We start from the raw sequence: 12122 nt of genomic DNA on the forward strand, positions 1-12122 counted from the left end.
AAATGACTGTAATTCAATGCATATCGCCGATCGACGGATCGGTTTACGCCGAGCGTCCGGCGCTGCCGCTTGAGGCGGCGAAGGAGGTCGTGGCGCGGGCGCGCAAGGCACAGAAGGCCTGGGCAAGGCGGCCGCTGGAGGATCGTGTTCAGCTGGTGCTGAAGGGTGCTGCGCGGCTGAACGAGATGTCCGACGTCGTCGTTCCCGAGCTCGCCTGGCAGATGGGTCGACCGATCCGCTATGGTGGCGAATACAAGGGCTTCAACGAGCGCTCCAACTACGTGGCCTCGATCGCGGCCGATGCGCTGGCGCCGCTTGTCGTCGAAGAGAGCGACAAGTTCGAGCGCCGCATCGAGCGCGAGGCGCATGGCGTCGTCTTCGTCGTGGCGCCGTGGAACTATCCCTACATGACGGCGATCAACACGATCGCGCCGGCGCTGATGGCGGGCAATACGGTTGTCTTGAAGCACGCGTCGCAGACACTTCTCGTCGGCGAACGGCTGGTGCAGGCCTTCGTCGAGGCCGGCGTTCCCGAGGATGTGTTCCAGAACGTGGTTCTCGACCATGAGACGACGTCGGCGCTGATCGCGGCCGGCAGCTTCAACTTCGTGAACTTCACCGGTTCGGTCGAAGGCGGGCGCTCGATGGAGCGGGCGGCAGCAGGCACCTTTACCGGTCTCGGCCTCGAACTCGGCGGCAAGGATCCGGGTTACGTCATGGAAGACGCCGATCTCGATGCGGCGGTCGATACGCTGATGGATGGCGCGACCTATAATTCCGGGCAGTGCTGCTGCGGGATCGAGCGCATCTATGTGCATGAATCGCTTTATGACAGCTTCGTCGAGAAGTCGGTCGCATGGGTGTCGAACTACAAGCTCGGTAATCCCCTTGATCCGGAGACGTCGCTCGGCCCGATGGCGAACAAGCGTTTCGCCAAGGTCGTGCGCGAGCAGATCGCCGACGCGGTCTCGAAAGGCGCCAAGACGCTGGTCGATCCCAAGCTGTTCCCTCAGGATGATGGCGGCGCCTATCTCGCGCCGCAGATCCTCGTCAATGTCGATCACTCCATGGCCTTCATGCGCGAGGAGACCTTCGGTCCCGCCGTCGGCATCATGAAGGTGAAGAGCGACGACGAGGCGTTGGCGCTGATGAACGACAGCCAGTACGGGCTGACGGCCTCGCTCTGGACCAAGGATGCCGAGCGGGCAGGGCGGCTTGGCCGCGAGATCGAAACCGGCACCGTGTTCATGAACCGCGCCGATTATCTCGATCCGGCGCTGTGCTGGACCGGCGTCAAGGAAACCGGTCGTGGCGGCTCGCTGTCGATCATCGGCTTCCAGAACCTGACGCGTCCGAAATCCTACCATCTGAAGAAAGTGACAGCATGAGCGCGCATATCACAGCCAACTGGAGCTACCCGACTTCATTCAAGCTCGGCCGCGGCCGGATCAAGGAACTGGCGGATGCCGCCAAGAGCCTCGGCATGAGGAAGCCGCTCCTGATCACCGATCGCGGCCTGGCGACGATGGCGATCACCACGAACGCGCTCGACATTCTAGAAGAGGCCGGGCTTGGCCGGGCGATCTTCGCGGATGTCGATCCGAACCCGAACGAGAAGAACCTTGCGGCCGGCGTCAAGGCGTTCAAGGATGGCGGCCATGACGGCGTCGTCGCCTTCGGCGGCGGCTCGGGCCTCGATCTCGGCAAGTGCGTGGCCTTCATGGCCGGCCAGACGCGTCCCGTGTGGGACTTCGAGGATATCGGCGACTGGTGGACGCGCGCTTCGGTCGAGGGTATCGCGCCGATCGTGGCCGTACCGACGACGGCGGGCACCGGCTCGGAAGTCGGTCGCGCCAGCGTCATCACCAATTCCGAAACGCATGTGAAGAAGATCATCTTCCATCCGAAGTTCCTGCCCGGTGTCGTTATCGCCGATCCGGAACTGACTGTTGGTATGCCGAAGATCATCACGGCAGGCACCGGCATGGATGCCTTTGCGCATTGCCTGGAAGCCTATTCCTCGCCCTTCTACCACCCGATGTCTGCCGGCATCGCGCTTGAGGGCATGCGTCTGGTCAAGGAGTTCCTGCCGCGCGCATACAAGGAAGGCACCGACCTCGAAGCCCGCGCCAACATGATGTCGGCCGCCGCCATGGGCGCTGTCGCGTTCCAGAAGGGGCTTGGCGCTATCCATGCGCTGTCGCATCCGATCGGCGCGGTCTACAACACCCACCACGGCATGACCAATGCCGTCGTGATGCCAGCGGTGCTGCGCTTCAACCGCGCTGTCATAGAAGACAAGATCGCGCGTGCGGCCGCCTATCTCGGCATCTCCGGCGGCTTCGACGGGTTCTACGATTACGTGCTTAAGCTGCGCTCCGAACTCGGTGTACCCGAGAGCCTTTCGGCGATGGGAATCAAGCCGGATCGAATCGATGAACTCTCGGCCATGGCGATCGAAGACCCGAGCGCTGGCGGAAACCCTGTCGCGATGACGCTCGGGAACACCAAGGCGCTGTTCAAGGACTGCTTCTGATACAAAATGCGGACCTGAGATTTGGCCCGGAAAGCCCTGCGCTTTCCGGGTCTTTTTCGTTGTGGCGCAGGGCGTTCAAGCGAAGTGGCGATGGCTGCTGCAAGAAATGCGGACCGGGATTTCGGATGTCTTGTTTAGATATTGTTAACCATGTTTGGAAAGGATGCAGTAACCGCACGATGCATCCTGATGTGCGCAACAGAGCGATCCCGGCTCGCGACATTTCCCCCGAGGAACGAACATGGCAGTCATCACATTTGCAAACACCAAGGGCGGCGCCGGGAAGACCACCGCTGTTCTGTTGCTGGCCACCGAGCTTGCCCGCAAGGGCTATCGCGTCACCATCCTCGATGCCGATCCGCAGCACTGGATTTCCCGCTGGCATGAGATCTCCGGTCACGTGCCAAACGTCTCGGTGATCGATTTCGTGACCTCGGCCTCGCTGCCGCAGCACATCTCGGAGAACAAGCACAATACCGACTATTTCATCATCGACCTGCCGGGCGCCCGCAATCCGATGCTGGCCACGGCGATCGGTCTTTCCGATCACGTGCTGATCCCGATCCAGGGCTGCGCCATGGACGCGCGCGGCGGGGCACAGGTGTTGGAGCTGCTGCAGTATCTCGACGAGAAGGCCGGTATCCGCATCGGTCACTCCGTCGTGCTGACGCGCGTCAACTCGATGGTGACGACACGGGCGCTCGCGATCGTGAAGACGCTGCTGAACCAGCGGCAGGTGCCGGTGCTCGATACCGCGATCATCGAGCGTTCGGCTTTCCGCGATATCTTCGATTGCGGCGGCACGCTGCACACGCTCGATCCGGCCCGCGCCAGCAACCTCGACAAGGCGCGCGAAAACGCGCTCTGTTTCGCCGAGGAGATCATGCGCAAGCTGCCGGTGAGACTGCCTGCGGCGGCGCGCATGACGGGCCCGCTGATCCGTTCGGCTGCCTGATCATTCATTTTGTGATTGAAAATGCGCCCCGGTCCGCTGGGGCGCATTTTCATTGATGCAAGGTCGGTCTCCTCGTTTCGACGCGACCATGTATCTCTGCATCACTGCCTGCTTTTCCCTCGGGTGGGTATCACCCGAAAAGGGTAATTTTCGTTGTTTCCAGAAGCTTTACACTGGTATCCTCGCCTGCGATGCGGGCGCTTGCCGGGGGAACAATGATCGTCGCTGAAGATACCTATGACAGTCTGGTCGACACCATCTACGGTGTAATTTTCGGCGAGGCCACCTGGGACATGTTTCTTGGCCGGTGGAACGAGATCGTTCCCGGCGGCAAGACCACGTTGTTCTACCACGACCCGATGCGGGCGGAAGGCGCGTCTCATATAGACAAGGGCTTCAGCGACGAATGGGTCGAAAGTTATTCCGATCATTTCGCGAGCATAAATCCCTGGGCGCCATCCATGAGCGTGATGCCGATGTGGCGCGGCTTCCTGTCCGAGGAGTTGCTGCCGCGTGAGCAGTTCGTGAAGACAGAGTTCTACAACGACTTCTGGAAGCAATGCGGCGAGACCGCCATCGGCATGGCGCTGGTGAAGCGAGACGGCCGGATGTTCAACATCTCGAGTTCGATCGCAAACGGCGGACCCGAGGACAATAGGGTTTACGCCGATACCTTCACGCGGCTTGCGCCGCATCTGCACCGGGCGGTGCGCTATTTCGAGGCTGGAAAGGGCGAGAAGAGTGCGGATGAGCTCGGTGGCCGGCTGTTCGACGCGATCGGCGTCGGTGTCCTGCTGGTTGGGGATGGCGGCAAGCTGCTGTCGGCCAGCGCGGTCGGTGAGCAGGCGCTGAGCGAGGGGCGGTCCGTGCGGCTCGATCTGCAGGGGAAGGTCTGGCTCGCCGATGCCGACGCCAATGCGTGCCTCGGTCGATTGCTGTCGCAATGGCGTGACGGCGAGCGGCAGCAGGTGCTTGATGTGAACGGCGTCAAGCTGACCCTCGTCCGTCTCCAGAAGAGTGCCCGCATTCAATTCTTCGATGCGCCGAGCATCGCGATCATCATCGAGCCATCGGCCAAGCCCGTGACGATGGATGTCCCGGGGCTCGGAGGCAAGTTTGGGCTGACCAGGGCGGAGATCAAGATCATGCAGGGGCTGCTGCACGGATCGTCGATCACCGATATCGCCATCGAGAGCAACCGGTCGCGCGAGACGATCCGCAGTCAGCTGAAGTCGGTGTTTGCGAAGACAGGGGTCAATTCGCAATCGGAATTGCTGCGGCTCGTCTATTTCAGCGAGCAGGCGCGCCGCAACAACTAAAGTCTATCAGTCGACGAACTCGACGGTGACGCCGGGCTTGACCATCTTGGCCAACTCGGTGGCGTCCCAGTTGGTCAGGCGGATACAGCCGTGGCTCTGGGTGCGGCCGATCTTCGAGGGTTCCGGCGTGCCGTGAATGCCGTAGGTCGGCTTCGACAGCGCCATCCACACGGTGCCGACAGGGCCGTTCGGGCCTGGCGGGATGTTGAGGATCTTGTCGTTGGCGCCCTGCTGGAAGTTGATCTTCGGATTGTAGGTATAGCCCGGATTGAAGGCGACGCGCTCGACCGTGACCGTGCCCGAAGGCGAGGGCGTGTCGGTGGAGCCGATCGAGGCCGGGTAGGCGGAGATCAGGTTGCCGGAGGCGTCATAGGCGAAGACCTGCTTCTTGCCCTTGTCGGCAATGATGCGGGCCACGCTGCCGGTCTTCACTTCACCTGGATTGACCACCTTGATGATGGTGCCGGGGACGGTGAAGTCGGCGCCTGCGTTCAGCTCCTTGAGGAAGCCTTCGTCCATGTGGAAGCGTTCGGCGAGCGCCTCGGTTACCGAGGTGAAGGCAAGCGACGTCATCTGCGACTTGTGGGCGTAGTCCTCGGGGATTTCGGCGACATAGGGGCCGGCCGCGTCTGCGGGCGTGATGGTGTAGCTCACGACAGGCAGGCCGCCGGACATGCGCAGCTGCTCAAGGATCGCGTCCGTATTGTTCGGATCGAGCTTTTCGCCGGTCATCTGCTCATAGGCATAGACCGCCTTGGTGACGTTGGCGCCCATGTGGCCGTCGATGGCGCCAGGCGAAACGCCAGCGCGGTCGAGGAAGACCTGCAGCGCGACGATCTCGGACTTCGATTTGTTCTTCAGCGTGATGACGGGATCGGCCGGACGGGTCGGCTGGGTGACCTGCGGCTGCGGCTGGTCAGGATCGATCGACGCGTAGTCGCCGTCGTTCTGCGGGTAGGGCTGATCCAGCTGCTGGCGATCGATCGATGCATCGCGCGGGATCGCACCAGTGACCGCGCCACGCTCGGAATAACGTGTGTCGCCGTACTGGTCTTCGCTGTAATAGGGGTCGTTGTTGTAGACCTCTCGGCCGTATACACGGCGCGATGGCGGCGGCGGGTAGTAGCCGCGTGCGCGCGCTTCGGTGGCAATGATGTTGCCATAGCCATCGACCAGCACGCGGTTGCCGCTGCGATCGCGCGTGTAGCCGCTGCCTTCAGGCATGTAATCGAGGATCTCGCCGTTCGGCGTGACGAAGACGACGCTGCCCTGGCGGCGATATTGTTGCGCGGACGCATCCTGAACCGCAGCCGACAAGGCCAGCACTATAACGGTCCCAGATAATGCCGATTTCAGAAAGCGATTCACGTCTTCGTATCCTTCAGTGACTTGGCGACACACACCCGCGAATTTTGACGCTAGTGTGGAATTTATGAAATCGTGCTGAACAAAAAATGAAAAAACCAATAAATTTCCCTTTACTCATAAACATTTGAGGGGGCCAGCTGGTTCCAATCAAAATCTCGTTGGCGGTGGCGACACCTTGGATTGACGAAACAGCGGGTGCCGCCTAACCCTACGGAAGTTCATTTTGAGGGGGAGATGGGATCATGATGGAATTCGCCGCAGCGACCGGGCCGAAGCTGATGCTGGACGAGACGTCGCTGATGGATATCGGCGGCTGCGTGGTCGAGGGCATCGATATCGCGCCGAAGGAGGCCGTTCCCGATGACGGCGACGCGCGCATCTCGCATTCGGTGCAGGGTTTCCTGTTTACCTGCGGGCCTGATCACATCCGCCATCGCGAACCGATCCCCGGCCGGTCCGACGGCAAGGTGTTTCCGCTGCACGGCTCAGCCGCCGGCCATGCCGCCAAGGTGCTCTGGACCAAGTTCGAAAACGGCAATGCGGAATGCCGCGCCGATATCGATGTCGTCACCGTCGAGGGGCTGCCTGCCCGGATCGAGCGCCATTGGTTCATCGACGGCAAGACCGGCGAGGCGCATCTGAAGGACAAGGTGGTCAACACCAGCGACCGGACCGTGCCGACGTTTCTGATGTATCATATGAACATCGGCGGCAAATGGTTCGACGAGGGCACGCGGCTCGAAGGCGCGATGCTTGAGAATGGCGGCTTCCCCTGGCGTTTCGGCAAGGATGGCGGCGATATCTTCTGCGTGGAAGCGCCGGCGACGCGCGATGGTCTCGCGGAAGTGCGGCTTGGGCCGATTGCCGCAGTCGGCGGCAAGACGCTGCGGGTGCGGGTGAAGGCCGATACGCTGCCGCATCTGCAGGTCTGGCGCAACCAGACAGCGCCGGCCGATGTGCTTGGCATCGAGCCGGTCTCGCACCGTTGGGTGCCGCGCGCGGAGCTTCAGGAAGCGGGCGAATTCAACATGCTCAAGCCCGGCGAAAGCCGCGAGTACGGGCTCAGCTTTGCTTTCGTTTGACAGGCAATTCAACAGGCCGATTCAACCGTGTTGTGCGGTTGACGGCATTGATCGGGCGGCGTAGTCATTCAGCCCATAATTTCAGGAGTATTTGCGATGGACATCCGCCAGATCGACGACGAATATTCGGTTTCCGGCCAGATCACGGTCGATGAGCTCGACGAGATCAAGGCCATGGGCTTCAAGTCCATCGTCTGCCATCGTCCGGACCAGGAAAGCATGGACCAGACGCCGTTCGCCGATATCGCCGCGCGGGCCAAGGAGCTCGGTCTCGAGATCGCCCACGTTCCCGTCGGCCCCATGGGCGTGACGGAAGAGGCTGTCGCCGGCATGGTCGACGCGCTCGACGAATTCCCGCGCCCGATGCTCGGCTACTGCCGCTCCGGCGCACGCTCGACGGCGATCTACCAGAAGACCCATCACATCCGCACCTGATCCAAGGCGCGGGCTGTAAAGTCCGGCGCTGCGCTTGCGTGCGGCGCCTCTTTCATATCATGACAAGGAGAATACCATGAGCATCAAGCGTATCGACGTTGGCGCCCGCATGAGCGGCGCGGTCATCCACGGCAACACCGTTTACCTCGCCGGCCAGGTTGGCGAAGGCGCAACCGTGACCGACCAGTGCAAGGACGCGCTTGCCGAAGTCGATCGCCTGCTGGCCGCTGCCGGCTCCGACAAGTCGAGGATCCTGCAGACGCTGATCTACCTCTCCGACATCTCGGACTTCGCTGAAATGAACGCTGCTTGGGAAGCCTGGGTCGACCCGGCCAACACGCCGGCCCGCGCTACCAGCGAAGCCAAGCTGGCCGCTCCGAAGTACAAGGTCGAGTTCATCGTCACGGCTGCGATCTAAAGCATGTCGCGCAAAAGTGTGCAGCGGTTTTGCGGCACCGACATGCGATGAAAAGAAGCTCAAAGCGTGACAAGCGAATCCGGAGGATCGCGACACGCTTTGAGATCGTCGCCATCGCGATTTGATAGGCCGGTGAGGAGTTCAGCTCCTCACCGGCTTTTTGTTTGCGCGATTTCCGAGAGCGTGCGCGTCGGCGTGATCGCCTCCGGGTCGAGCTTGATATCGATGATAGCGGGCAGGCCACTTTCGCGGGCGCGTTCGAAGGCGGGGGCGAAGTCCTCGGTCTTTTCCACCGTCTCGCCATGGCCGCCATAGGCGCGGGCAAGGGCCGCGAAATCGGGATTGGTGAGGCCGGTGCCGCTGACGCGGCCGGGATATTCGCGCTCCTGATGCATGCGGATCGTGCCGTACATGCCGTTGTTGATCAGAAGCGTGATGAACGGCAGCTTGTAGCGGATGGCGGTGGCGAATTCCTGGCCATGCATGAGAAAGCAGCCGTCGCCGGCAAAGCAGATGACTTCACGATCCGGAAACAGCGCCTTGGCGGCAACGGCTGAGGGGACGCTGTAGCCCATGGAGCCCGATGTCGGGGCCGCCTGCGTGTTGAACTGCCGGAAGCGGTGATAGCGGTGCTGCCAAGTCGCATAATTGCCGGCGCCGTTGGTGAAGATCGTGTCCGGCCGCGTGTTCTCTTCGATCCACGCCATGATCGGGCCCATGTGGACGTCGCCCGGTCCAGTCTGCGGCGGTGTCGACCATGCGAGATAGGCTTGATGCATGCGCTCGGTGCGGTCGGCCCACCGCGCTTGCGTGGGGGCTTCGAGATCGGCAAGTGCTGCGACGAAGTCCTGCGGGCTCGCCGCGATGGCGAGATCCGGGCGATAGACACGGCCGAGTTCGGACGGGTCGGGATGGATGTGGACGAGTTGCTGCTGCGGGTAGGGGATATCGATCAGCGTATAGCCCGAAGACGGCATCTCCGACATGCGGCAGCCGAGCAGGATCAGCAGATCGCTCTCCTTGATCTCCCGCGCCAGCTCGGGATTGATGCCGACGCCGATATCGCCGGCATAGCCGGGATGCAGATGATCGAACAGCATCTGGCGGCGGAAGGAGCAGCCGACCGGCAGCTTGAAGCGCTCCGCGAAGGTTCTGAAGTCGGCCACCGCATCGGCATCCCAGCGCGAGCCGCCGAGGATCACCATGGGGCGTTCGGCCTTCAGCAGGCGAAGATAGAAGTCGTCGACCTGGCTGCGGCCGGGGTGCGCTTCGACACGGGAATAGCGCCTGGCGCGGGGCGCCTCGACCATGTCGCGCAGCATGTCCTCTGGCAGCGACAACACGACGGGGCCGGGGCGGCCGGAAGTGGCGAGCGCGAAGGCGCGGGTGACGAATTCGGGGATGCGGGCTGCGTCGTCGATCTCGCCCACCCACTTGGCGTATTCGGTCAGCGCCCGGCGGAACTCGACCTCCTGGAAGGCTTCGCGTTCGCGGGCGTCGCGCTGGACTTGGCCGATGAAGAGGATCATCGGGATCGAATCCTGTTTGGCGATGTGCAGTCCCGCGGTTGCGTTGGTGGCGCCGGGGCCGCGGGTGACCATGCAGATGCCGGGCTCGCCGGTGAGGCGGCCCCAGGTATCGGCCATCATCGCGGCGCCACCCTCCTGGCGGCAGACGATGACCTCGATGTCGCTGTCGTAAAGCGCGTCGAGGACGGCGAGGAAACTCTCGCCGGGAACGCAGGAGAGGCGTTTCACCCCATTTGCCTTCAATGCCTCGACGATCAGTTCTCCGCCTGTCCGTTTCATTTGTTCCCCTCCCATTGGATGAGTTCCGCGAGCACCTCCTCCTGGTGCTCTCCCAGTCTCGGACTGGGCCTTTCATAGCTGAGCGGCGTCCGCGAGAGGACAACCGGTGTGCGAACACCGGGAATGACGGTGCCGGCGCTATCCTCGAGATCAACGCGCAAGCCGCGCGCGATAATCTGCGGATCGTTGAACATGTCCTCGATGGTGTTGATCGCGCCTGACGGCACGGCGTTCGCCTCGCAGGCGGAAAGAAGATCGGCCTTCGCCCACTTCAGCGTCTCGGTCGAGACCAGCCGTCTCACCTCGTCGCGATTGGCGACGCGGGCCTTGTTGGTGGCGAAGCGTTCGTCGTCGGCGATGCCAGGAAGATCGAGAATGCCGCAGAGCCGGCGGAACTGGCCGTCATTGCCGATGGCGAGGATGAGGTAGCCGTCTGCGGTGGGGACGACCTCGTAGGGCGAGATGTTGGGGTGGGCGTTGCCGAGGCGCGTCGGCGGGCGGCCGGATATGAGGTAGTTCATGTTCTGATTGGCGAGCACGGCCGACTGGACGTCGAGCAGCGCCATGTCGATCAGCTGGCCTTCGCCCGTCTTCAGCGCGTGGATGAGGGCTGCCTCGATCGCCGAGACCGCGTAGATGCCGGTGAAGATATCGGCGATGGCGACGCCCGCCTTCATCGGCTGTCCGTCGGGCTCGCCAGTGATCGACATGAAGCCGGACATGCCCTGGACGATGTAATCGTAGCCGGCGAGGCCTGCATACGGCCCCGTCTGGCCGAAGCCGGTGATCGAGCAATAGACGAGCTTCGGATTGATCTCGCGCAGGCTCTCGTAATCGAGCCCGTATTTGACTAGGCCGCCGAGCTTGAAGTTTTCGATGACGACATCGGCGGTGGCGACCAGCCGGCGGACCAGCGCCTGGCCCTCTTCGCTGCGAAGATCGGCCGTTATCGAGCGCTTGCCGCGATTGGCGGCGTGGTAATAGGCGGCCGAGAGGTTTTCGCCATCGGCACCCTCGACGAAGGGGGGACCCCAGTGCCTCGTATCGTCGCCGCCATCGGGGTTTTCGACCTTGATCACGTCTGCGCCGAGATCGGCCAGCATCTGCCCCGCCCAGGGGCCGGCGAGCACGCGTGCGAGCTCGATGACACGAATGCCTGCGAGCGGCGCTTTGTTTGGCTGGGTCTGCGTCATGTTCCTCCCACGATCAGATCAGGGTGCCCGCGTCTCCTCAGATGTATCGGATACGGGCTTGGATGCAAAGCGCCGCTCGCGCCAGATGATATAGAAGCCGGAGCCCATGATGATGAATATGCCCAGCCATTTCAGCGCATCCGGGAAATCGCCGAAAACCAGCCAGGCGAAGGCGGTGGCCGAGACGATCTCGAAATACTGCAGTGGGGCCAGCGTCGAGGCGGGCGCCGAGCGATAGGCATAGACGCCGAAGATGCCGGCGATCGCGGCCGAGACGCCGACGCCCAGCAGATAGAGCCAGGCACGGGTGTCCGGGATCACGGGATCGAGCACGTCGGAGCCGCTGCCCTGGCCGAGATAGAGCAGGATGGCGCAGATCAGCAGGCCCCAAAGACCCATGTGGAACTGCATGACCCACGGGTCCTCACGCTGCGCCAGCGCCCGGTTCATCATGGCGGAGATGGCGATGCAGACCGCGCTGACGACGGGCAGCAGCGCGACATAGCCGACTTCCTGGAAGCTCGGCTGGATGATGAGGATTGCCCCGAAGAAGCCGACGCCGCAGGCTGTATAACGCCGCCAGCCGATCTTTTCCTTGAGGAAGATGCTGCTCAGGATCGTCAGGATGATCGGCTCGACGAAGAAGATGGCGATGGCATCGGCGACCGCCATGTATTTCAGCGTGGTGACGAAGGAGATCATCGAGACGGTGATGATGGCGCCGCGGATGGCGTGGAAGAAGCTCTGCTTCCAGGTGATGTCGGTGAGGTTGTGACGCCAGAGCACAATGGGCAGCATGCACAGCGCCTGCACGCCGAAGCGCGCCGCGGTGATCTGGGCGGACGGGACCGTAGTGATGGCAAGCTTGGAGAAAATGTCGATGATGGGCGACAGTAGCACCGAGACGAACATCAGGATCAGTCCCAACATCACTTCCGATGGGGTGTTGCTGGTGCCGGGTGCCGCGTTGCTGCTCATGACGGAATTCTCTGATTTTGGGGTAGGGGA

At 62.4% G+C, this 12122-nt stretch carries 11 protein-coding genes; 7 read left to right on the forward strand and 4 right to left on the reverse strand.

What is annotated here, in order from left to right; all coding sequences use genetic code 11:
- The first annotated feature begins 2 nt into the window (after positions 1 to 2).
- The 4 genes from ACIQUB_RS02655 to ACIQUB_RS02670 all read left to right on the forward strand — a co-directional run bounded on the left by ACIQUB_RS02655 (position 3) and on the right by ACIQUB_RS02670 (position 4810).
- Complete coding sequence (locus ACIQUB_RS02655) at positions 3 to 1388, forward strand: aldehyde dehydrogenase family protein (RefSeq protein WP_113239073.1); 1386 nt, start codon at positions 3 to 5, stop codon at positions 1386 to 1388.
- Positions 1385 to 2536 (forward strand): iron-containing alcohol dehydrogenase, encoded by a 1152-nt coding sequence (locus tag ACIQUB_RS02660; RefSeq protein ID WP_113239074.1) that lies wholly within the window; start codon positions 1385 to 1387, stop codon positions 2534 to 2536. Before ACIQUB_RS02655 ends, ACIQUB_RS02660 begins: the two co-directional genes overlap by 4 nt.
- A 241-nt stretch (positions 2537 to 2777) precedes the next feature.
- Positions 2778 to 3491, forward strand: coding sequence for a ParA family protein (locus ACIQUB_RS02665; RefSeq protein WP_018897531.1), 714 nt, complete (start codon positions 2778 to 2780; stop codon positions 3489 to 3491).
- A 215-nt stretch (positions 3492 to 3706) separates the two neighbouring features.
- Positions 3707 to 4810 carry a helix-turn-helix transcriptional regulator gene (locus ACIQUB_RS02670; RefSeq protein WP_162737587.1) on the forward strand — a complete coding sequence of 368 codons (1104 nt, stop codon included), beginning with the start codon at positions 3707 to 3709 and terminating at the stop codon, positions 4808 to 4810.
- A 6-nt stretch (positions 4811 to 4816) separates the two neighbouring features.
- On the opposite strand, the gene ACIQUB_RS02675 is transcribed toward ACIQUB_RS02670, so the two are convergent.
- Positions 4817 to 6178 (reverse strand): L,D-transpeptidase, encoded by a 1362-nt coding sequence (locus tag ACIQUB_RS02675; protein WP_113239076.1) that lies wholly within the window; start codon positions 6176 to 6178, stop codon positions 4817 to 4819.
- A gap of 242 nt (positions 6179 to 6420) precedes the next feature.
- Here ACIQUB_RS02675 and ACIQUB_RS02680 point away from each other — a divergent pair, with 242 nt between their 5' ends.
- The 3 genes from ACIQUB_RS02680 (at position 6421) to ACIQUB_RS02690 (ending at position 8113) form a co-directional block, all read left to right on the forward strand.
- Positions 6421 to 7260 (forward strand): DUF4432 family protein, encoded by an 840-nt coding sequence (locus tag ACIQUB_RS02680; RefSeq protein ID WP_113239077.1) that lies wholly within the window; start codon positions 6421 to 6423, stop codon positions 7258 to 7260.
- 96 nt (positions 7261 to 7356) lie between these two features.
- Entirely contained in the window at positions 7357 to 7695 is a 339-nt protein-coding gene (locus tag ACIQUB_RS02685) for a TIGR01244 family sulfur transferase (protein ID WP_018897535.1), read from the forward strand.
- A 76-nt stretch (positions 7696 to 7771) separates the two neighbouring features.
- Positions 7772 to 8113, forward strand: a complete 342-nt coding sequence (locus ACIQUB_RS02690) for a RidA family protein (RefSeq protein ID WP_113239079.1) — start codon at positions 7772 to 7774, stop codon at positions 8111 to 8113.
- A 149-nt stretch (positions 8114 to 8262) separates the two neighbouring features.
- On the opposite strand, the gene ACIQUB_RS02695 is transcribed toward ACIQUB_RS02690, so the two are convergent.
- From ACIQUB_RS02695 to ACIQUB_RS02705, 3 genes are read right to left on the reverse strand one after another with little or no spacing between them, the layout of a single operon-like run.
- The gene (locus ACIQUB_RS02695) at positions 8263 to 9921 is read right to left on the reverse strand and encodes a thiamine pyrophosphate-binding protein (protein WP_402928629.1); all 1659 of its coding nucleotides are present in this window, start codon (positions 9919 to 9921) and stop codon (positions 8263 to 8265) included.
- Complete coding sequence (locus ACIQUB_RS02700) at positions 9918 to 11114, reverse strand: CaiB/BaiF CoA-transferase family protein (RefSeq protein ID WP_113239080.1); 1197 nt, start codon at positions 11112 to 11114, stop codon at positions 9918 to 9920. Before ACIQUB_RS02700 ends, ACIQUB_RS02695 begins: the two co-directional genes overlap by 4 nt.
- A gap of 18 nt (positions 11115 to 11132) precedes the next feature.
- Positions 11133 to 12092 (reverse strand): DMT family transporter, encoded by a 960-nt coding sequence (locus tag ACIQUB_RS02705; protein WP_113239081.1) that lies wholly within the window; start codon positions 12090 to 12092, stop codon positions 11133 to 11135.
- Between the last annotated feature and the right edge of the window lie 30 nt (positions 12093 to 12122).

Origin of the sequence: Rhizobium sp. NPDC090275, from assembly GCF_044772225.1 — a bacterium.
In the GTDB taxonomy this organism is placed as follows: Bacteria; Pseudomonadota; Alphaproteobacteria; order Rhizobiales; family Rhizobiaceae; genus Rhizobium.

Excerpts from the sequence above, each read along its gene's own strand:
- ACIQUB_RS02655 (WP_113239073.1), top strand. The coding sequence starts at position 3 with ATGACTGTAATTCAATGCATATCGCCGATCGACGGATCGGTTTACGCC.
- ACIQUB_RS02665 (WP_018897531.1), top strand. The coding sequence starts at position 2,778 with ATGGCAGTCATCACATTTGCAAACACCAAGGGCGGCGCCGGGAAGACC.
- ACIQUB_RS02700 (WP_113239080.1), bottom strand. The coding sequence starts at position 11,114 with ATGACGCAGACCCAGCCAAACAAAGCGCCGCTCGCAGGCATTCGTGTC.
- ACIQUB_RS02660 (WP_113239074.1), top strand. The coding sequence starts at position 1,385 with ATGAGCGCGCATATCACAGCCAACTGGAGCTACCCGACTTCATTCAAG.
- ACIQUB_RS02705 (WP_113239081.1), bottom strand. The coding sequence starts at position 12,092 with ATGAGCAGCAACGCGGCACCCGGCACCAGCAACACCCCATCGGAAGTG.
- ACIQUB_RS02670 (WP_162737587.1), top strand. The coding sequence starts at position 3,707 with ATGATCGTCGCTGAAGATACCTATGACAGTCTGGTCGACACCATCTAC.
- ACIQUB_RS02695 (WP_402928629.1), bottom strand. The coding sequence starts at position 9,921 with ATGAAACGGACAGGCGGAGAACTGATCGTCGAGGCATTGAAGGCAAAT.
- ACIQUB_RS02685 (WP_018897535.1), top strand. The coding sequence starts at position 7,357 with ATGGACATCCGCCAGATCGACGACGAATATTCGGTTTCCGGCCAGATC.
- ACIQUB_RS02690 (WP_113239079.1), top strand. The coding sequence starts at position 7,772 with ATGAGCATCAAGCGTATCGACGTTGGCGCCCGCATGAGCGGCGCGGTC.
- ACIQUB_RS02680 (WP_113239077.1), top strand. The coding sequence starts at position 6,421 with ATGATGGAATTCGCCGCAGCGACCGGGCCGAAGCTGATGCTGGACGAG.